Source organism: Streptococcus sp. 20925_1_22, assembly GCF_041431685.1.
Taxonomy (GTDB): Bacteria; Bacillota; Bacilli; order Lactobacillales; family Streptococcaceae; genus Streptococcus.
This window is the reverse complement of sequence record NZ_JAPVYE010000007.1, coordinates 41,395-61,656: the sequence shown is the minus strand read 5'-3', so window position 1 is coordinate 61,656 and position 20,262 is coordinate 41,395. Positions and strand designations below refer to the sequence as shown.

17 protein-coding genes are annotated in these 20,262 nt (G+C 43.0%); 3 read left to right on the top strand and 14 right to left on the bottom strand.

The window, feature by feature from the left end; translation table 11 throughout:
* The 3 genes from pbp2X to rsmH are packed head-to-tail and all read right to left on the bottom strand — an operon-like array spanning position 1 to position 3,560.
* Positions 1–2,289 (bottom strand): penicillin-binding protein PBP2X, encoded by a 2,289-nt coding sequence (gene pbp2X / locus O3621_RS09990; protein ID WP_371514127.1) that lies wholly within the window; start codon positions 2,287–2,289, stop codon positions 1–3.
* On the bottom strand, positions 2,279–2,602 hold the full coding sequence (gene ftsL / locus O3621_RS09985) for a cell division protein FtsL (RefSeq protein WP_002893529.1): 324 nt from the start codon (positions 2,600–2,602) through the stop codon (positions 2,279–2,281). The genes pbp2X and ftsL overlap by 11 nt, the downstream gene beginning before the upstream one ends.
* 7 nt (positions 2,603–2,609) lie before the next feature.
* The gene (gene rsmH / locus O3621_RS09980; protein ID WP_002903293.1) at positions 2,610–3,560 is read right to left on the bottom strand and encodes a 16S rRNA (cytosine(1402)-N(4))-methyltransferase RsmH; all 951 of its coding nucleotides are present in this window, start codon (positions 3,558–3,560) and stop codon (positions 2,610–2,612) included.
* Between the two features lie 200 nt (positions 3,561–3,760).
* Here rsmH and O3621_RS09975 point away from each other — a divergent pair, with 200 nt between their 5' ends.
* The 3 genes from O3621_RS09975 to O3621_RS09965 are packed head-to-tail and all read left to right on the top strand — an operon-like array spanning position 3,761 to position 4,739.
* A complete protein-coding gene (locus O3621_RS09975) occupies positions 3,761–3,976 on the top strand; it encodes a helix-turn-helix transcriptional regulator (RefSeq protein WP_371514126.1) in 216 nt (71 codons plus the stop codon).
* Between the two features lie 47 nt (positions 3,977–4,023).
* A complete protein-coding gene (locus O3621_RS09970) occupies positions 4,024–4,566 on the top strand; it encodes a DUF3278 domain-containing protein (protein WP_371514125.1) in 543 nt (180 codons plus the stop codon).
* The gene (locus O3621_RS09965) at positions 4,563–4,739 is read left to right on the top strand and encodes a hypothetical protein (RefSeq protein WP_002927526.1); all 177 of its coding nucleotides are present in this window, start codon (positions 4,563–4,565) and stop codon (positions 4,737–4,739) included. Before O3621_RS09970 ends, O3621_RS09965 begins: the two co-directional genes overlap by 4 nt.
* A gap of 57 nt (positions 4,740–4,796) precedes the next feature.
* Here O3621_RS09965 and O3621_RS09960 read toward each other — a convergent pair whose 3' ends face one another.
* The 11 genes from O3621_RS09960 to O3621_RS09910 all read right to left on the bottom strand — a co-directional run bounded on the left by O3621_RS09960 (position 4,797) and on the right by O3621_RS09910 (position 20,227).
* Positions 4,797–5,054 (bottom strand): DUF896 family protein, encoded by a 258-nt coding sequence (locus O3621_RS09960; protein WP_002916326.1) that lies wholly within the window; start codon positions 5,052–5,054, stop codon positions 4,797–4,799.
* A gap of 20 nt (positions 5,055–5,074) precedes the next feature.
* Positions 5,075–7,114, bottom strand: a complete 2,040-nt coding sequence (gene glyS, locus O3621_RS09955) for a glycine--tRNA ligase subunit beta (RefSeq protein WP_371514124.1) — start codon at positions 7,112–7,114, stop codon at positions 5,075–5,077.
* Between the two features lie 2 nt (positions 7,115–7,116).
* On the bottom strand, positions 7,117–8,034 hold the full coding sequence (gene glyQ / locus O3621_RS09950) for a glycine--tRNA ligase subunit alpha (protein WP_125331659.1): 918 nt from the start codon (positions 8,032–8,034) through the stop codon (positions 7,117–7,119).
* 199 nt (positions 8,035–8,233) lie between these two features.
* A complete protein-coding gene (locus O3621_RS09945; protein WP_126435180.1) occupies positions 8,234–8,995 on the bottom strand; it encodes an elongation factor Tu in 762 nt (253 codons plus the stop codon).
* A 313-nt stretch (positions 8,996–9,308) separates the two neighbouring features.
* Entirely contained in the window at positions 9,309–13,829 is a 4,521-nt protein-coding gene (locus O3621_RS09940) for a S8 family serine peptidase (protein ID WP_371514123.1), read from the bottom strand.
* 309 nt (positions 13,830–14,138) lie between these two features.
* Positions 14,139–14,816: a hydrolase gene (locus O3621_RS09935; RefSeq protein WP_009659035.1), complete on the bottom strand. Its 678-nt coding sequence runs from the start codon at positions 14,814–14,816 to the stop codon at positions 14,139–14,141.
* A 63-nt stretch (positions 14,817–14,879) separates the two neighbouring features.
* A complete protein-coding gene (locus O3621_RS09930) occupies positions 14,880–16,535 on the bottom strand; it encodes a VWA domain-containing protein (protein ID WP_311154350.1) in 1,656 nt (551 codons plus the stop codon).
* A 13-nt stretch (positions 16,536–16,548) separates the two neighbouring features.
* Entirely contained in the window at positions 16,549–17,238 is a 690-nt protein-coding gene (locus O3621_RS09925) for a hypothetical protein (RefSeq protein ID WP_311154351.1), read from the bottom strand.
* A 5-nt stretch (positions 17,239–17,243) separates the two neighbouring features.
* Positions 17,244–18,401, bottom strand: a complete 1,158-nt coding sequence (locus O3621_RS09920; RefSeq protein ID WP_311154352.1) for a toxic anion resistance protein — start codon at positions 18,399–18,401, stop codon at positions 17,244–17,246.
* Between the two features lie 527 nt (positions 18,402–18,928).
* Positions 18,929–19,318, bottom strand: a complete 390-nt coding sequence (locus tag O3621_RS09915) for an acetyltransferase (protein ID WP_371514122.1) — start codon at positions 19,316–19,318, stop codon at positions 18,929–18,931.
* Positions 19,319–19,381: 63 nt separating this feature from the next.
* Positions 19,382–20,227 carry an aldo/keto reductase gene (locus tag O3621_RS09910; protein ID WP_371514121.1) on the bottom strand — a complete coding sequence of 282 codons (846 nt, stop codon included), beginning with the start codon at positions 20,225–20,227 and terminating at the stop codon, positions 19,382–19,384.
* Positions 20,228–20,262: the final 35 nt, after the last annotated feature.

The window sequence follows — 20,262 nt, the reverse complement described above, 5'->3', positions numbered from 1 at the left end:
TTAGTCTCCCATTGTAATTGTTATTTTCTTGAGATTTTTCAGCGAAGTATTGGTCTTCTCGCTCTGCTTGACGACCTTAGAGCCCTCTCCTTTGAAAGTGACTTCGATGTCCTGCCACTTGGCAAAACGTTCGACATTTGCCTTGGTCCAGCCGTACATATCAGGCAGACTTTCTAAATCATCTGACAAGATCAAAACCTGTTGATTAGCCTTGAGATTTTTACCCTCTTTGACAGATACTTTTTTAATCTTGCCACCTGTTCCCAGAACAATTGGCTGGACTAGGTTGCGGCTCAATTCATCTGCCAGACCGCCAGGACTGATTTGATTTTTCAGACCTAGTTGCTTGGTCAGTTTTTCTACGGACGGCATTTTATAACTGGTTTCTTCAGTGACTGTTTCAAGAGCTGGAGTTGCCTCCGTTGTCAGATTAAGGCTGTCTTTGAGAGCGACTGCTTCTTCCAAGACCGGATTGACCACTTCCTGCCAGAATATTGGCTGGAATTTTTCCTCAGGCTGCTGAACAGTCACATACATGATAAATTCAGGATTTTCTGCCGGCGTCATGGCAACAACTGAATAGATATTGTCATTCTCACCCTCTAGATAACCATTTTCAGAAGAGATCTGAGCGGTCCCTGACTTAACAGCTACATTCTGACCAGCCACTTGAATAACAGGCTCGCCACCGACATTCAGGGTTCCTTTGTAGGGGTCTGTTCCGACTTGAACCATATAATCCCGAGTGGTTTGAGCTGCTTTTTCTGAGACAGGATTTCCGATAATTTCCGTCGCAGTCTTACGAGCTGTATTGGTTTTAGGATCATGGATAGCATTGATAAACTTAGGCTCAACCATGACACCATCATTGGCAACGGACGAGAAGGCGCGCAGCATCTGCACCTGGGTCACACCAATCCCTTGACCGAAAGAACTCATGGCAATCGTAACATAGTTATCACCTGGCAAGGAGCCATAGGTTTCATTCCCCATCCCGAAGCGGGTCGGCAGACCAAACTTAAACTTACTCAAGTAGTCTAGCCACTTGTCATTGCCCATCTTCTGCTCTAGAATAGTCATACCGACGTTACTGGAATAGGTAAATCCTTGGGCAAAGGTCAGGGTTTCCCCTTCTGAAATCCCCATGTTGACGTTCCAGTCTCGAATGGTCGCATCCATAACCTTGTACTCTCTACTGTCAAAAGTATCATGAGGATTAAAGCTGCCATTATCAATAGCTGAAGCCAGAGTCATGACTTTCATGGTAGAACCAGGCTCGTACTGGCCTTGATAGAGCATGGTGTTCCAGTTGCCCAGATTTTTCTCATTCAAGCCTTCCTTAGTATCTGCATTATAGGTCGGCCGTTGAGAAGTGGCTAGGATTTCGCCGGTCTTGGCACTGACCAAGGTTGCATTGACAAACTTGCCTTTAACCTTTTCCTGGAAGGCATTCATCCGCGTTTCTAGGTAGGTTTGCAAATCAGCTGACAGCGTTGTATAAACATCCTTGCCATCTTCTGCCTGTACAGAGACCTTTTCTGACCCAGGTACAACATTACCGTTTCGGTCTTTTTCATAGGTCACAATCCCATTCTGACCAGCAAGAATCCTATCCAGTGCCTGCTCCATGCCAGAAGTCCCTTTCAGAGTCTTATTGCCTTCCTTATCCTCCTGCAGCTGAGCAAGACCGATAAACTGGGAAGCAAACACACCGTTATTATAACTGCGGTTAGGACTGGTAGTAAAGTCAATCCCTTCAATACCAGCAGCTTCAAAGGCTTCCCGCATGGCATTCATATTACTGTAGGTAATGCCATTACCCTGTGCCCCGAAGGAAACCTGCTTGAGATTTTTCTGCGACAGCTGGGTTTTGACGTAGTCCTTATCCAACTCTAGGTATTGATTGAAAATCTCTGCCACCTTATCATACTGGGATTCTTCCACATAGAGAATCTTGCCGGTAGCTGACTTGTAACTCTTGTCAATAATGGCATAGACATTATAAGTCGTGGCATCCTCCGCAATGGGAACTCCATTTCGGTCATAGATAGTTCCCCGCCGGGCAGCGACTGTGACCGTCTTTTGATGGACAACTTCTGCACCTTTTGATAGATTAACACCGAACTTCTGGTCTGTTCCGATAATAATGGCAAAATTAATCAAGAAAACGAAAAAGAGAAAGATAGCTAAGATGCTCATGCTCTTTCCCACTTGCCGCCGATTGTATTCAGGGGTTTGCCTATTTTTCAGGGCGTATTTTTTAATTTTTTCAAAAATTTTATTCTTCATCCGTTGAACTCACTGTTTTACGATTTCCCTTCTGGAGTTTCATATCCTGAGAGCTGGCTAGCTGGGACAGCCTTTCATAGCGGGTCAGTTCATTGACTTCCTGCTTGATGTCGGCCAGCTCTGTCTGCTCCGCTTCGATCTGTGTATTGACTTCCGTCAAATCCCGATCTACCTGCAATAGTTTGGTCTGCATAAAGACGATACTGACCGCTAAAATAATGGCAGTCAAAACGATAGAGCCGTAAAAGGCCTTCTCAACTCGGGAAAATTTTCGCATCTGATCTTGAAGCGGGTTTGGTCTTTTTTCTGACATTTCTTCCTCACTTGTGTATCTTACGGGCCACGCGCAGCTTGGCGGAATGAGCCCGGTTATTGCTTTCTAATTCTTCTTTGCTTGGTAAAATTGGTTTGCGGCTGACCAGCTCCAGCTTAGGCTGCAGTTCATCAGGAATGAAGGGCAAGCCTTTAGGAACATCCACTGTCGACGCCTCTTTGAAAAGCTGCTTGGTCAGGCGGTCTTCCAGCGAATGAAAGGTAATGACCGCAATCCGGCCGTCCACCGCCAGCAAATCAATTGCTTGCTGAATAGACTCATCCGCCGCTCCCAGTTCATCATTAACCTCAATCCGAATGGCCTGAAAAATCTGCTTGGCTGGATGACCTTTCTTCTTCAGCTCCTTAGCTGGCTTAGCCGACTTGATAATTTCAGCCAGTTCTGTCGTTGTTTCTATAGGCTTGACACTTCTAGCCTGCTCAATCTTGCGAGCAATCTGCTTAGAAAACTTGTCTTCGCCGTATTTAAAAAAGATTCGTACTAAATCCTGATAACTATAATGATTGACAACCTCAAAAGCTGTCAAGGCTGCCTCGCGGTTCATGCGCATATCCAAAGGCGCATCCTGTTTATAGGAGAAACCACGCTCACGCTGATCCAGCTGAGGGCTGGAAACGCCTAAGTCATAACAAATCCCATCAATTTCTTCCACACCAGCTTCTTGCAAACGGCTCTTGAGATGGCGAAAATTGTCCTTGATAAAGGTCACCATCCCCCGCTCTACATAAGGAGCCAAGCGCTTTTTAGCATTGTCAATAGCTGTCTGGTCCTGATCAAAGGCATAGAGATGCCCCTCATCTCCGAGCTGACTCAAAAGATATTCGCTGTGACCAGCACCCCCAAGGGTCGCATCAACATAGATGCCGTCAGGCTTAACAGCTAGCTGGTCAACCGTTTCATGAAGAAGAACTGTAATGTGATGAAATTCGTTTGTCATATCTTACTTATTATATCACATTCAAAAGCAAAAAAAAATTTAAAAGAAAAAGTAAGCGGATGAAATCCTTTTTTAAATTTTTTGTCAGATATACTTGACACTTTTTCCGAAAAGTATTATACTAGCATAAAATAAAAGTCAAATATAACTGACAAACTTACTGAAAGTTATCAGTTATAGAATTAGAAAGGAAGGGTGTAATGAATCGTGTCAAAGAATTTCGAAAAGAAAAAAAGATGTCTCAGCTAGAGTTGGCCAAGTCTATCAGGGTATCGCGGCAAACTATCAATATGATTGAAAACAACAAATACAACCCCACCCTCGAGCTCTGTATCAATCTGGCTAGAGCGCTGGATACTGACCTCAACGCCCTCTTTTGGGAACCCCAGCTGACAGATGAAGATTCAGAGGACTAAGAATTTTTCCCTGCAGCAACATTCATACCTAAAGAAAGGACACAAACATGAAAAAAGAAACATTCTCAGACAAGATGATTAAACGATTTTACGGTATTACTGGACCTTTGGACGAGCAAAAGCGCCAACAGGCTGAGCATCTAGGAAATATAGGCTTTATTTGGCTTTTCTTTATTCTGATTTTTGGCAATGCCATCGCCTTTCCCCTAGCCTTTCGCTGGCCCAAAATTATCGCTGTTGCCTATCCTATCCTGCTGGAAATCCTTATCCTCAGCTTCTGTGTCTATATAGTCATCCAAGCACGGCGCAAAGGAATTGATGATCTAGAGCTAGGACTTCAGGATGAAAAAGAAGAGAAAGCTATGAAACATGCTGGCCTCAAAGCAGGCTTCTCTTATTGGCTGCTCTTTTACCCTCTCTTTAGCATCATGATAGCTGTCATGGAAAAGAAAGATATCCTACAAGTTTTGCTTCAGCCTAAACTCATTATAACTGGATTAGCCGCAGGACTTGGATTTGGACTGATGATGCATTTCATTGCCAAAGGAAAGATTCGTCAAGCACAAAAAAAGGAGGAAGAAGACCTATGAGACTCAATCTCAAAGAAAAAATGGATTTAGGCATTCTGTCCCTCATTATTGCCATCGCTGCTTATTTCTTTTTCCGTATCACAGAGCCTTGGATTTTCTGGCTGGATGTAGCAATCATCGTTAGCTGCATCTATGTAGCCCTCCGCATTTTGAAAAAACGTAAACAAGAATAAAAGAACCCCTCGACAGGAACTTTCTAGCTTCCTAGCGAGGGATTTTTTTATATCTACTTAAGACTCTGGGTCATCCAGACTGCGGCCATGAAGACCTTTCTCGCGCTGAACTTGACGCAATTTCTCAGGTGTCACATCATTGCCATCCTCATCAACAATCTTGATACCTTCGATGTGATGGCGAACAGAGCGACGGTAGCCTTCGATATACTCTTCACGAAGCTTGGCTTGTTCCACTTTTTCCTCAGCAGTTAAACCTTCCGTTTTTTTCTTTTTAGCCAGTTCGTTGATGCGTTCAATTTTTTTAGGATCCATGATTCTACCTCTCTTACCTTTTATTTCGTATTAATTTGATTAAACTGGGCCAGCTGTCCCGCCTTAGCCGTCAATGAAGCTAGGAGAGCTAGGCGGTTGTTACGCACAGCTTCATCTTCTGCCATAACCATGGTATGGTCAAAGAAAGCATCGATAACTGGACTGAGAGCAAAGAGTTGGTCCAGATTGGCAGCTAAGTCTGCCGTCAGCTCCACTGCTTCAATAGCAGCTGCCAAATCTTTTTCCTCTTGATTTTCAAAGAGAGCTGGATTGACAGCTGTCTGCCCTTGGGCTTTCTCAGCTAGATTGAAGACCCGAGACAGGCTTTCGACTGCTGACTTGAAGTTGGCTTCCTGAGCTTTTTCTGCTAGAAGCGCAGCTGTTTCTACCAAATCGCGTACAACGAAGTGAGTGCTTTGAAGAACAGACGTAACAATGTCTTTCGGAATGCTGCGATCCATCATCTTCTCAACACGGGCACGGAAGAAGTCCAGCACTGCCTCTTGATTTTCATAGCTTAGACTATCAAACTTGAGTTCGTAAAGTCGACCAAGAAGCTGAGCCAAGTCAATGTTCCAGCCAAACTTGTCCAAGATACGCACAACACCCTGAGTCGCACGGCGTAGTGCATACGGGTCATTGGAACCGCTCGGAATCAGCCCAACTGAGAAGAAGGACAGAATGGTATCCAGCTTATCAGCCAGAGCCAAGACTGCTCCGACCTTGGTGTCAGGCAATTCGCCATCGGCTGAAGTCGGCATATAGTGCTCCCGAATGGCAGCTGCCACCGTAGCATTCTCACCAGCCAGAAGAGCATACTTTTCACCCATGATACCTTGCAGCTCATCAAATTCCCCAACCATGCCAGTCAGCAAATCAAACTTATAAATAGCCGCTGCACGAGCCAAGTCAGCTGTCTCATCAGCATCCAATCCTGCCTCTTGTGCCAAGAGAGCAGCAATCTTGCCAGTTCGCTCCATGTGCTCTGCCAGAGAGCCAATCTTTTCGTGGAAGGTCACATTGCTCAGCTTTTCAACCAAGTCAGCAATAGCCAGCTTTTGGTCTTCCCGCCAGAAGAATTCCCCGTCTTCCAGACGAGCCACCAAGACTTTCTCATTTCCCTTGATGACATTTTCTAAATGCTCTGCATTCCCATTGCGGACAGAGATGAAGTGCGGCAAAAGTTTGCCTTCAGCATCGCGCACAACAAAATAACGCTGGTGCTCTTTCATGGAAGTTACCAAGACTTCCTCAGGCACCTCTAAATATTTGGCATCAAAATTACCTAGAAAAGCAGTTGGATATTCTACCAGATTCAACACTTCATTGAGTAGGTCTTCGTCAATCTCGATAGAAACTCCGTGCTCCTCTTCAAGTGCTCGAATCTGCTCGACAATCATATCTCCCCGCTCAAGAGGACTGGCAATGACAAACTGAGCCCGTAGGTCATCTTCATAAGAATCTGCTGAAGCAATCTCCGTTTCTTGACCCAGGAAGCGGTGTCCTCGGCTAGTACGGCCGCTCTTGATATCCAAGAAATCCAAGTCAAAGGCCTGCTCATCTAAGAGTACAGTCAAGGTGTGGACCGGGCGGATGTATTCAAAGGTGTTGTTGGCCCAGTGCATGCTGACAGGGAAGGTCAGGGCTTGCAGAACTTCTGTCACTGCTGGGATGATCTCTTCTACAGGGCGACCGATTTCTTCCTTGGTCACATAGACGTATTCTTCACCTTTGATTTCGCGGAAAGTAATGTCATCAACCGTTAAACCCTTGCCACGGACAAAGCCTTCTGCAGCCTTGGTAAAGTTCCCATCTTCATCCAGAGCAATTTTCTTAGAAGGACCTTTGAAATCTTCTGTCAAATCAGACTGCTTGTCCGCCAAGCCAACCACGCGCACCGCCAAACGGCGAGGCGTTGAGAACATTTCAATCTTCTCAAAGGTCAGACGATGGTCTGTCAGGAAGGCTCCCATCTTGTCGCGCAGCTGCTTCATGCTCGGTGTCACGACATAGGCTGGCATTTCCTCCAAGCCTAATTCAACTAATAAATTTTTTACCATGATTATTCTCCCTCCTCTGCCAAGAGTTTATCGCGAGTCTCTGCATCCAAAAGCGGATAGCCCAGACGCTTGCGCTCAGCCACAAAGGTCTTGGCCACGACACGTGCTAAATTCCGGATACGAGCGATATAGCCAGCCCGCTCAGTCACAGATACAGCGCCACGCGCATCCAAGAGGTTAAAGGTATGCGAGCATTTGAGAACATAGTCATAGGCCGGGTGCACCAGATGCTCGTCCAGACAGCGCTTGGCTTCCGCTTCAAACTTTTCAAAATTCCCCAAGAGCAAGTCTTGATCGCTGACCTCAAAGCTGTACTTGGAATGCTCATACTCAGGATGCGTGAAAATTTCGCCATACTTAACGCCATCAGCCCACTCAATATCATAGACAGAGTCTACTTCCTGGATATAAGAAGCCAGACGCTCCAGACCATAAGTCACCTCAGCAGTCACCGGCTGAGTTGGCAGACCTCCGACCTGCTGGAAATAAGTGAACTGAGTGATTTCCATACCATCCAGCCAAACTTCCCAGCCCAGACCAGCCGAGCCGGTTGACGGATTTTCCCAGTTATCCTCGACAAAGCGAATATCATGCTCCAGTGGATTGATACCCAAGAGTTCCAAAGACTGCAAATAAAGTTCTTGAATATTGCTTGGAGAAGGCTTCATAACCACCTGAAATTGGTGGTGCTGATAAAGACGGTTAGGATTTTCCCCATAACGGCCATCTGCTGGCCGGCGAGACGGCTCGACATAAGCCGCATTCCAAGGCTCTGGCCCAATAGCCCGCAGGAAGGTATAGGGACTCATCGTTCCCGCCCCCTTCTCATTGTCATAAGCCTGCATGAGCATACAACCCTGATCATTCCAGAACTGCTGTAAAGTCAAAATTATTTCTTGAAAGGTAAGTTTCTTAGACATTAGTTACTCCTTTAGTTTCTTGAGATTCTTGCGAAGTGTTCAAAAGGGAACGATTATTTCCCTTTTGAAAAGCTAGTACATCGCCTAGACAAACCGCCCCATAGCGGTTGTCGTTAGTCAATCGAACCTTTAGGTTCGCAATTGACTTTGGCGAGGTGAAATGTTAATTTCTTAGACATTTTTTACTCCTTTAGTTTGTTTATATCTCTTTGTCTATTATTTTCTGCTGTATGAACCAATCCAACAAGGGAAGTGTTTTATCTGTATTTGCCCACCGATGATAAAAATCAAAGACCGCTTGCACACTGCCTAGATTTTCTACTAGCTTGTCAACTGTCAAAAAACTGCGCCAGTATTCGTAAAAAATACTAGCATAATTCCCTTGATAAGTTGAAGTGCCGAAATCATTCAATGAGTGCCAACCGTGCTTTTTCTGAAAGAGCTTTACGAGAGACTGATTACAAGCTTTTTCCACTCGAAATTCCTCATTTGTAAAGAAATACTTGCGGCTAATATACTCAACCATCCCTTCTTCAAACCAGATATAGGCACCGTATCCATCAAAATCATCTAAAAAATGCTCCGACCAATGAGCTAACTCATGGCCCACAATCTGCAAGAGAGAATTTTCAGACAAAGACTGATAGTGGTTTGCTATTGCTTGAGTTTGGTGAGAGGACTCGTAATTCTCCAACTGAAGAAGATATAAATCTTTCCAAACCGTCAATTCGGGAGTCATAACCATCCGCCTATCATTTGTATAGGCTGGTACAGGAATTTCCCGAATGATCTGCGTAGCAGAATCAAAATCGGACCAAATGATGGCTTGCGGTAAATCATAAACCGCAAACTCGTCTTTTAAAAAAGCTAGATAATCCTGCAACTTTGCGGCATTCTTTGCGACGAAATCTCGAAAAGCTGCTAATTGGTTCTCGTCTTTTACAAGATAAAAGTTCTCCACGAATCTCCTTTCTTTCGAACAATAGACTCAGTACGCAAAAGAACCACATCCGACAGTCCTAGGCTATTCACCTAGGGGCGTCAAGACGCGGTTCCACCCTAATTTATTACTTCATTGCTTTTGAAATTATAACCGAAAGCGCCATCTGCACTGCTTCCCTATCCGGCTCACACTATCCCGAACTCGCTAAAAAGTAGACAATGAGAATTCTTTCTAAAAAAGATTATAGCAGAAAATAGAGCCAATGTAAAATACTTATCGAAAAATCCCTCAAGTTTCAACTTGAAGGATTTTTAACTGACTTGAAAACCAATTAGACTTGTTTAGGCTTTTTCGGTCTTACAACTCTTGGCTTTCTGCCATCGAGTTTTCTTTTTGCCTCTCTGAGGTTGGCAATGGCTGCTTTGACATCTTCCTGGCTGGCACCTGGATCTGCCAAGACTGCCTTTGCCTCAGCATAGGCCTCTAGATAAGCCGCCTTCACCGTGTCAGTCGCATAGATAAACTTATTGCTGATGGCTTGGTAATGTACCTCATCATCGACTAGCTTCTTGAGATTAGTAAAGTTAGTCGCCTTGCCATCCAGCTTCTTCTCAGCTGTAGTCAGCTGAGCGATCGCAGTATCGATTTGCTCCTGGGTCACCTTGTCCTGCACCAAGAGCAGAGACACTGCTTGGAAGGCCTTGTCATAAGTACGGCGAGTCCTATCCTTAGCATTGGCATAAGCTCCTGTCTTAGTGGTAGCTGCATAAGCTTCCACAGCTGCTTTAACCGCAGCAATATCAGAGTCCTTACCGTCTAGATCAGCAGTTGCTGTTTCAAGCTTACTTCTTACGGCATCAACTTGCGTTTGGGTCAGTTTGCTTGTCAAAGCTTCCTTGGCTGCTTGATAGGCTTGGTCGTAGGCCGTGCGCTTCGCTGAAGAAGCATTGTAATACTGAGCAGTGCCGACCAGATTAGACTGCTGATTGACAGCTGCCAGCAAGCCTGACTTGACGATAACTCCTAGCTTGAGTAGGTTATTCTTGCCCTCTTTGACCTCAACAGTCGGCTCACTTTCCCAGAGCTCGTAGCCAGTCGGTAGGTTGACAAAGACAGAGTAGAATCCAGCTGCTACGGATCTTCCAAAGGCATGCTTGCCAAACAGTTCTGCTGGAAGCGTATAGACATCGCCATTGTTATTCTTGAGAACCACTTGAGTATTCTTCGGAACAGCTTGATCAAAGGCAATGCTGACCGGTGCAAAGACCAGCTTCTTAACTAGAAACTCAATCGTCTTAAAGCTATCTTGGGCTGTCAGCTCAAACTCCTGAGTCAGAGCGCTGTAGAAACGAAGCTCATCCTTATCATAAGTAAAGATCTCTGCTGTATAGCGGCCAAATGGCAGAGCATTGATTTGCTTGCCCTTGTCCAGTTCAACATACTTACCCTTGCTATCCTTGATTCGATAGACAAAGGTTGAAGATACATCTTGATGCGTATTGGCATCCACCAGAGCGACACGGATACGCCCATCATTTTCAGCACTGACTAGCTCTGACAAAGCTATGGCATCACGGTTGCCTGCATAGTCCTCTACCACATAGAAGATCTTAGACTTGTCCACTCCTTTTGGCAAGGTGTAGCTGCCATCCGCATTGGCTGAGATGTAAACCCGACGCTCGTAATCACGCTCAATGCCAAAATCATCCACGGCTTTATAGGTCTCTTTCCCTTTTTCATCTGCCTGCAGATAGAAGACCTGTTCTCTCAAAATACCGCCGTTGCCGACATCTTTTGGCTTGCGAGCCGTAAAGGTTTCCGCACCATCCTTGGTACTGATATAGCCTGAGCTAATCAGAGGTTTCTGAGTATCAATCTGCAGCTTAAAGCTAATCTGCTGCTCTTTAGCACCTGGTACATCTGGAGTATAGCGAACCACATAGGTATAGAGGCCATCTTCCAACTTCTCACCCTTGCTATCACGACCATCCCAATATGTATCTTCCAGTAGGTAGGACTTAGGATTGTCTGACTGACCACTATAATAGTTCTTGCGGCCTTCTCTAATCGTGCTGCTCTGCCAGATTGGGAAGCGATAGTCCGTATCATCTGCCGTATAGACACTAGCTGTCAGATTATTGATATTGCGATAGAGAACTGTCCGATACTGGATGCTGTCTTGATTACCATCTCCATTAGGTGAAAAGGCCAGGCGAATCTTGCCATCCGCTCCTAGCTGCAGCACATGCTTACCATCTGCATTTTCTGCAGTTCCCAGTACAATTGAGCTGCGAGCAGCTGTTCGACCGGTAGAGTAGAGTGTATCATTTGACTCTGTCACAAGGGAAGAGACATTGTCATCAGACAGGATACTCTTGTCCTTTGGCACTGGGTAATAGAAGCCTGACTTACCTTCTTGGACCAGATTATAGATTGGTCTTTCTACAGCTGGAAGATCTTGGAATTGCCCACGGAAGCCCATAAATGGCAGACTAACCACATCGCCATCATCCGCTGGATCGACAAAGCGGACAAAGCCTTCTAGGAAATAGCCATTCGGCATCTGCTTGATCAACTCTTCCGCAAACTTAGCAGTATTTACCTTGACCGTCACTTTCTGGCTGCTGTGAGCCTTGACAGTAACTTCTGGCCAGACTGTTTCAGTTAATTTGCGAGGTGTCAGGGTAAAGTAGCCATCCTTAACCGCATCCGTATTGGTATTGACAATCATCTTCAGCGTCCGGTCCTTATCCGTGATATTATGAACCGTAACATCAAAAGTGAAGCTGTCTTGAACATTGCCCAAGGAAACGCTAGGATATTGATTATCCCCTGTCACATAGAGGCCGGTAGAAATAGCCGCTGCCGTATCCACAATACCAGCACCCTGCTGACGTGGAGAGGTGTAGACGCCAGTTTCCTTGTTGACATGCAGCTTGGCTGTTGACATGATGAGGGCTTTGACTAAGTCTGCATTCTGGGCAGGTGTTAAGTCTGGATAGTGCTGAAGGAGATATTCCTTGACCAGAGCCGCCACACCAGCCACATGAGGCGTAGCCATACTGGTTCCCTTCATAGAGCCATAGGTATTATCATTAAGTGAAGAGTAGATATCGCCACCTGGTGCGGTCACATCTGGCTTGAGCAAACCATCTGTCGTCACACCCCAACTAGAGAAGTCAGACAGACTACCTGCTCCTGGATGCGGCCGATTGACCTTAAGACCATTAAAGACCACCTTGTAATTACCAGCTGCCAAAGCCTCTCCATATTCCTTACTGATAAAGGCTGACGGAACCTTTTTAGATTCACTGTCCAGGCTCATAGTAAGGTTAGCTCCGTCAACATTATTATAGATCAGAGCACCAACAGCACCATGGCTGATGGCATTTCTAACCTTTTCAGCAAAGGTAAAGGAACCACGCTGGATAAGAGCCAGCTTACCTGTCAAATCTTTACCAGCAAAGTCTTCTTCACGGCCAAGACCAACATGGACATACTCATATTCTTTGCCCTTTTCAAAGGTTGCATTTGTCTCACCCATGGAGTAGCTAAAATGACCGTTCAAAAGCTTGTCATTCTTCTCCAAGCCACGAACTTCCATGACTTCCTCTGTCAGAACAGTGTTATTGACAGAAGCGACTGAGATAGAGCTTTCTGCTGTTGAAGGACTGCCAACTAGACCATAGTCTGGATTTTCAACCAGCGGTTTAGAGTATTCACTTCCGAAGGTATTGTCATTACCCGCCGCAATGATCACACTCACTCCTTTGGCCCGAGCACGCTCAATAGCCGCCTGCAAACTAGGGCTGACATCAACCGTCGAACCTGTTGCTGAGCCTAGACTCATATTGATGGTATCAGCTCCCAGAGCTACTGCATCATCAATGGCTTTGATATAGATAGCGTCGCTAGTTGTGCGTTGACGGTCTGAGAATACCCGCATAAACATAACTTGTGCTTCTGGCGCAACACCATAGACATACTCATCATTAGGAGCTTTCTTGTTGGGATTTCCCGCTGTAATCCCTGTGACGTGCATACCATGTGAGTAACTGTTCTTTTCCTTGACATTGTCATCACCGTCGATATAGTTATAGGCATAGACAACCTTGTTGTTGTACCATTTCCCGTAGTCAATACCGGCCTTTTTCTTAGCCTCTTCCAAAGCCGCCTCTGTCTGATACTTGGCCTTTGACGGATCAGAAATCTTCAGAACCTCGTGATGGACATCCAGACCTGAGTCGATAATGGCTACCACACGGCCTTGACCTTTGTAGCCTTGAGACCAGGTTTGAGGAACCTTAATAATCTCATTGGTACTGATGCTGCTTGGCTTAGCATCGCGAGAAGTTGGTGACTCTGCTACTGCATCAGGATTAGCAGCAGGCTTTTCTGAGTTTGCGGCTGACGGAGACTCTGCGGTCGGACTAGCTGGAGCTGTTGGCTTGGTCTCTGTGGTAGATGGCTGAGTTACCTTCTCAGCACTTGAAGAAGCCTCTTCGGATGAAGAAGTCGCTCCTTTCTCTACAGGAGCTGCAGCTGCTTCCTTAGCCTCTGCCGTAGAAGGCTGGCTTGCCTGCTCTGTACTTGAAGCAGCCGATTCAGAAGAAGCTGGTGCTGCTTTCTCCACAGTAGCTGGAGTTGCCGGCTGACTCTCAGGTCTAGCTACTTGAGAAGCAGGCTCAGTCGCTGATACCACAGTGGCAGTCGGCTGGCCTTGCCCTGATGAACTAGCTGCCGCCTGCTCATCTGCCTGAGCCTGTCCAGCACCAAAAACCAGAGCAGTTCCCAGCAGAACAGAAGCCAAACCGAACTTGTATTTACGGAGTGAAAAACGTTGTCTTTGCATAGAAGTCTCCTTACTTTATTTATAAACCATATTATAATAAAAATTTTCTGACAATTCATACACTCCTAACAAATGTAACAAAAACGTAATAATGACGAACGTTATAGTCAAGAAAAGCTATATGATAAAGTTTCAATCATCTATTTATTTGAAATACAGAACAAATACATCTTAAAATCCGGAAATAAGAAAAACCCTCGATTCATTTATGACCGAGAGATTTATTTTATATTGTAAATAATCCCTAAAACTCATTGAAGCTAAACCGACCAATGACTAGTAATTTTAGGGCTTATTAATCCTGAAATGTTATTCACTATCACTACGATAAATTTCCATTTTCTTATGGAAGTACCGTTCCATCATTCCATAAGCAGTATAGGTAATTGCATTGGCACCAGCTGCAATGGTGTCTAAGATATTTTCTTCTGTTTTACCACCAGAAGCAATAATAGGAACATCTGGGTATTGTTCTCTTACCCATTTTACTAATTCAACCGTATCTTTTCCGCCGCTGACATTGAAAATATTCACACCAGCCTCAAGGTAAGGTCCCAGCGGTCGAGATTTATCAATTACTGTATAAATCAGGGGGATATCGACATAGGTCCGGACAGCTTTTGTTGTTTCAATGTCAACTGGTCCATTGAGTACAATTCCCCCAGCATTGTTTTCTTCTGCGTGAGAGGCTAGTCGAGCTGAACGATCACCACTAGTCAAACCACCTCCAACACCAACTAAAATCGGAGCCTTCGCAACTAGTGAAACTGCATTTAAAATCTGGGTATTTGGTGTAAAGGGGTACACACATAGAATAGCATCTGCATTCGTATTGGCAATAAGAGAAACATCTAGGGAATAGACAATTGATTTAATACGTTTCCCATAGATTATGATCCCTGACGCCTCCTTGATACAAGATGGCATTGCAATAATAGAATCACGCAAGGGGCTGGTTACAACTGGAATTTTTTTATTACTTGTCATTATTTTTTTACACTAATCCTTTATTTAATAATAATCTAACACTCAAATTTAAAGCTGAATTTATTAAAATTCAGCATTAAACAATTCTTTTAATTTATATATAACATCATCATTTGATGCATCAATAGAAACAGATTCATTAATTTTAGACAGCTTGGTTAATTCTTTCAAATCTGCATTGTAACCAATGGTATTAACCGTAATACCTAAAGCTTTAATAATGGGTTCAACTCGTTCAAATTCATAGCCGCCATTAGTCTGACCGTCTGATAGAACAAAGATAACAGGTCTAGCACCTGGATTTTCTTTCATTTTATCCAAAATCATCTTCACCGCTACAAGCGTTCCATCATAAGTGGCTGTTCCACCAGATGGCGTCAATCCTTTAATGGCAGATGTGAAGTATGATTTTTGCGTGCTATTCATAGTGTCAATCGGAACATTAATAGTCACATCATCACTATATGAAACTAGACCTATTTGATTTTCTTCATTGATATATTGCAGGGAATTTAGCAATGACTTCTTCAAATTGTTCATCGGCTCACCATCCATAGAGCCAGATACATCTGTTACAAATACACCGACAATAGGTTGGCTATTATTCTTATTCTTTTTCCAAAGGTTCTGCATGGACATCAGCAGATTTCCGTCAGTCGTTTGTTCTTCAAAACTATAATCATCCAGTTTATTAAAACCATATGATGTCGCTTTTGATTGATTATTTCCTTCAAGAATATAGCTAGAGAATTTCTTCAATACTTCTTGTTTAGTAGCATCATTTGTTGTTGCATAAAGCGGTGAATCCTGACGAATACCAAAAGGAACATATTCATAATCACTGAATTCCGGAGTATTGATATAGGTTTGATAGGAGATAGACAGAATATCAGCGCTACCATTTTTTGCTGCTTCGCGCAACTGAGTTGTCGTTACAAATGTAGATGGAATGTTATTTTGAAATTGTTGGAACTCTGTTTTAGCTTTGTCACTAATTGGATTTTCTTTATCAAAGGTAAACAGTAATTGCGATAACAAACTCAAACCTGTTGATGAGGTGTAAGGATTTGTATAGCCTAGCAATTTCCCGTCTTTCACAGCTTTGGCTAAGTTTTCAACAGTCACGTCACCATAGGCTTTCTTAATCTCATCATAGACATTTTTTTTCATTAAGAGTCCACTGGTGTTACCGAATAACCGTTCTGAAATCTGAGTGGTAGCTGTTCCACGTGCATTTAAAATATAATTCCATTGTTGATTTGATGGAGTATAGCCATCTGGCACATGATTTTTACTTGCGATATAATCGACTGATGTTCCTGAAGGGATAGAACGAATCGATACGCTGACTGTTTTCCCATCAATCGTTTGGTGCTGGTTATTAAAGCTTTCAGCAATTTCATTCAAAATACCATCTTTACCGCTGCCTGCTTTTTCGGAACTGACAAAGATTTCAGCATTGATTTCTCCACTACCTTTCACGGTATAAGGATAAGTTGCATCAATATCTGGCAATTCTTCATTTTCCTGCAAGGAAGTATTTGAAATATCTTTTTTCAACTCTGCAATCTTGGGATCGATTTTCTTATAGTAAGCTTCGACTTCCGTTTTAGCATCTTTTTCTGATAGTTTGGAATTGATAGGTCCATCACCAGAACAAGCAGTTAAAAATAAACTCGCACCAAGCGCAAGAAACAGAGAGGTTTTTTTAAGTTTCATAAATAAACTCCTTCTAAATAAGTTTAATAAGCTCTTTGAGTGATTCTGTCAAGTTCTTCAGATCAATTTCACTTGTTGATGTTTTTACATCAATATAGTTAATCGCTTCAACAATTAAACTATCTGCATCATCAAGCAACTTATTATTATGAATTAATTTAGCTTCAATATTTTCAGCATCTTTCGCAATAATTAATCGACGATAAATGCTTTTGGCATCTTGTAGAATACGGACTCGAATAGAAATTAATTCCTTAGCAATATTTTGAATAATCGGTTGGTCGTTATTCTCAACAATCTCAGCGAAATCATCAGACAATGCTTTAGCATCAAGCAGTTGTTTTAAAATACGTTTTGCATAGTCAATGTATTCAGGATTTTCTATTGTTCCTTGAATACCCGTTAATTTTTCAATCATTGATGCTTCATCGTACAATGGATCTTTTCGTTGTTCTTCTTCAATAGCAACGAGTTGTAATTCTTTGCTTTTACTTGCAATATAAGTCTTGATAACAAAGCCTGCATACAAAATGGTTATCCCCAAGGCGATGTATGCACCAACATTAATCATTTTATAAGTTCTAATACCTGATTCTACAATAATATCATCCTTATCAAACATTACTAATTTAAACAGAATGATGGTTAATATGCTTAATCCACCAGATACTAAACCATGCCTTATAATAAATTTATTTATCATAACTTTTACCCGTTCACATCAGTATGATTGATTGTTGTTACAAGCTGTGTTTTTAATTCCTCACGCAATTCACCAATACGAAGCGATGCTCTTTCACGATATTCTCGTCCTTTGGCTTGTGCCGCATCAATATCTTTCAATGAATTAACAATATCAGATGTCATAGACTCTAAGGTTGTAATATCAATTGCTGCCCGCTCGCTTTGTTCTGCACTACGCTTACTTGTCTGGTGCAGACTCCTTGTGACATCTTTTAATAATTGGTTCGTAGCATCGGTTACATACTGATCTGCTTGCAAAGCTTTTTCCGTTTGGGTATTATAAAACGCAGCCATCATGTACATATTCCAAGCTGGAATCATAATCGTTTTACTACGATTAATCTTTTGGATTAGACCTCGATTAGTATTGGTCAATGTTTCTAACTGGATAGCCATTGCTTGTGACAGAGACATTTGCGCATCTAAGTCATGGATTTGTTTTTCAAACAGATTTAAGGAATTTTTATATTCAGTCAATTCATTAATCTTTGTTTGGTCACCGCTTTTCGCCTCTTCTTCTAAGGCTGGCAACTCAGACTGATAAGCTTCTTGAATCTTTAATTTACCAGCATCCACATAGACAGATAATCTTTGGAAATTTTCTCTATTACCTTCTTTCATCTGTTCTAAGTCTTTATTGTTTTTAATTAAAGTCAGCTGGTTATTTTCAAGGGTTGCAACTACTCGGTCAATATTTTCTTTAGCAGATTCATATCGAATCTGCAAAGTTTTGATATGATCCTTAGCTTTCTTAAAGATCCCAAAAATACCTTTTGGACCATCCTCTTCAGAAACAGTTAATTGTGTAGCTAAGCTAGATAAAAGTCCTCCAATGTCACCAACATCTGAAGCCTTGACATGCGATAAAGTCTTGTTTGTCAGTGTCATCAAACTATTAGACTCTTGTGTTCCGTATGATAGAATAAGATCTTCATCACTTAGTACAATGGCATTTTTTACTTGTTCTACAGCCGCATTTTGTTCATCAGTTCTTTCAATAGGCTCAAAAGTTTCTTCTGTAACTTCAGAGATTAGTTTTTCTTCCTCCTTAAATTGTTTTTCAATTTCAGGGGTGATTAATGGTGAGCCAACTGTTGTGTCACCAACTGTAAATCCTGCCATATGTATTAAACCAAACCTTCCTAGTTTATAACAAAATAAAACTTGCTTAAGATAAAAATTATTTTACTAGTAATTACTTCTTTAAGCTAAGCAATCACATATCTAACTACTTTATCTTCAGTTTTTTAATTTGATTTTTCCAAACTGCAATAACTGCACTAAATCGAGATAACTCTCTTGCTAGAATAGAAGCTAATGAAATTCACATATAAAACAAACTATCCACTCAAGTACAATATCAATTGTATTGCAATGGCTCTTTAATCAAATCGTATTTTAATTTTAACACAATTAGGAACTTTGAGCAATATTAGTATCAAGCTATTCGTTGGCTTATTTGAAGTATGATATACCTAGATTTTAATTCTCAGATTTCAAACTCATGTTTGGATAATTTAGCAGAATTTTTGGAAGCTAAAATCGATTAACTGATATCTCTTAAAACAAGCAATCAAAATCTAATTTATTATGCTATTTTTTAGCTAATATACTAAAAATCCCCAGCTCTTTTCAAACTGGGGATAGCTTTAGATTTTTAATTCATACACTTCCTGCCAGCCGGCTGGTCCTAATATGCGTTGGAGCTGTTTGCTAAAGACGGTCTCTAGGTAGAGATAGGAAGCGACTTGATTTCTCTCATTGACACCTAGGATGATGCTTTTATACATAGGCAAATGCTCTCTTATGAAATCAGGCAAGAGCTTCAGCGTCTGACTACCGTATCCTCGCATCTGAAAGTCTTCATCCGTTGAAAAGCTACGAAGGAGCAGGCTATCTGGCTGACCGCCATAAGTATACTTCTCTTCTCCAGCATCCAAGATCAGAAAGGTTACGATTTGATCTTCTTCAAGACCCAAGATGGCATAGCGATTTTCCAAGTCAGCGACAGCCTGGCTAGGATGGCTGGTAAATCTCAAGTCGGTTAAATGGTAAGACTACAAGGCTTCTCTATCTGAGCTTCTATAGAATCGGATTTTCATCTAAAAATCCATTTCATCAGGATTTGGTGCGCCACCCGCCAGGTCACTGATATTTTTGAGGACTTCTAAGTCTGCTGTATCTAGCTCGATGCCAAAGCAGTCTAGATTGCTGGCAATCCGGCTCGGAGTGACCGACTTAGGCAGAGGCAGGAAGCCTTCCTGCAAACTCCAAGCTAGCGCGACTTGGGCAATGGTCTTGCCATACTTGTCTGCCACAGCCTGCACGGCTGGATTTTGGAAGAGCTCACCTTGGCCAAATGGTCCCCAAGCTTCCAGTAAAATCTCATGCTCACGGCAGAAGTTCACCGCCTCTGTCTGATAGACACCTGGAGCTAGGCGGATTTGATTGACAGCAGGAGTCATACGTGCTGTTTCAAGCAAGGCTTCTAAGTGATGAGGCAGGAAATTGCTGACGCCAATCGCTCGAATCTTTCCGAGATTATAAAGCTCTTCCATAGCACGCCAGACTTCGGCATTGCGCTTTTTCCAAGCATTGTTTTCCCTCAGGGGTTTGGGATTCGGCCAGTGGATGAGGTAGAGATCCAGATAGTCCAGTCCCAACCGCTCCATTGAGGCCGCAAAGGCCTCTTGAGCCTCCTCATAAGTATGAATGTCATTCCAAAGCTTGGTCGTGATGAAGAGCTCCTCCCGTGGAATGCCGCTGTCCTTGATTGCCCGTCCGACACTCTCTTCGTTCTTATAGATGGCTGCCGTATCAATGTGCCGATAGCCTGCCTTAAGAGCGGCTAATGTTGCTTGATAGGCTTCTTCGCCATCCTGAGCCTTCCAAGTACCAAAGCCCAGCACCGGAATGCCTACACCATTATTCAAAAGATATTCTCTCATCTCACGTCTCCTTTACAAGTTCCATCTACTGCCTT

Coding starts and splice junctions, on each gene's coding strand:
- pbp2X (WP_371514127.1), bottom strand. CDS start 2,289: ATGAAGAATAAAATTTTTGAAAAAATTAAAAAATACGCCCTGAAAAAT.
- ftsL (WP_002893529.1), bottom strand. CDS start 2,602: ATGTCAGAAAAAAGACCAAACCCGCTTCAAGATCAGATGCGAAAATTT.
- rsmH (WP_002903293.1), bottom strand. CDS start 3,560: ATGACAAACGAATTTCATCACATTACAGTTCTTCTTCATGAAACGGTT.
- O3621_RS09975 (WP_371514126.1), top strand. CDS start 3,761: ATGAATCGTGTCAAAGAATTTCGAAAAGAAAAAAAGATGTCTCAGCTA.
- O3621_RS09970 (WP_371514125.1), top strand. CDS start 4,024: ATGAAAAAAGAAACATTCTCAGACAAGATGATTAAACGATTTTACGGT.
- O3621_RS09965 (WP_002927526.1), top strand. CDS start 4,563: ATGAGACTCAATCTCAAAGAAAAAATGGATTTAGGCATTCTGTCCCTC.
- O3621_RS09960 (WP_002916326.1), bottom strand. CDS start 5,054: ATGGATCCTAAAAAAATTGAACGCATCAACGAACTGGCTAAAAAGAAA.
- glyS (WP_371514124.1), bottom strand. CDS start 7,114: ATGGTAAAAAATTTATTAGTTGAATTAGGCTTGGAGGAAATGCCAGCC.
- glyQ (WP_125331659.1), bottom strand. CDS start 8,034: ATGTCTAAGAAACTTACCTTTCAAGAAATAATTTTGACTTTACAGCAG.
- O3621_RS09940 (WP_371514123.1), bottom strand. CDS start 13,829: ATGCAAAGACAACGTTTTTCACTCCGTAAATACAAGTTCGGTTTGGCT.
- O3621_RS09935 (WP_009659035.1), bottom strand. CDS start 14,816: ATGACAAGTAATAAAAAAATTCCAGTTGTAACCAGCCCCTTGCGTGAT.
- O3621_RS09930 (WP_311154350.1), bottom strand. CDS start 16,535: ATGAAACTTAAAAAAACCTCTCTGTTTCTTGCGCTTGGTGCGAGTTTA.
- O3621_RS09925 (WP_311154351.1), bottom strand. CDS start 17,238: ATGATAAATAAATTTATTATAAGGCATGGTTTAGTATCTGGTGGATTA.
- O3621_RS09920 (WP_311154352.1), bottom strand. CDS start 18,401: ATGGCAGGATTTACAGTTGGTGACACAACAGTTGGCTCACCATTAATC.
- O3621_RS09910 (WP_371514121.1), bottom strand. CDS start 20,227: ATGAGAGAATATCTTTTGAATAATGGTGTAGGCATTCCGGTGCTGGGC.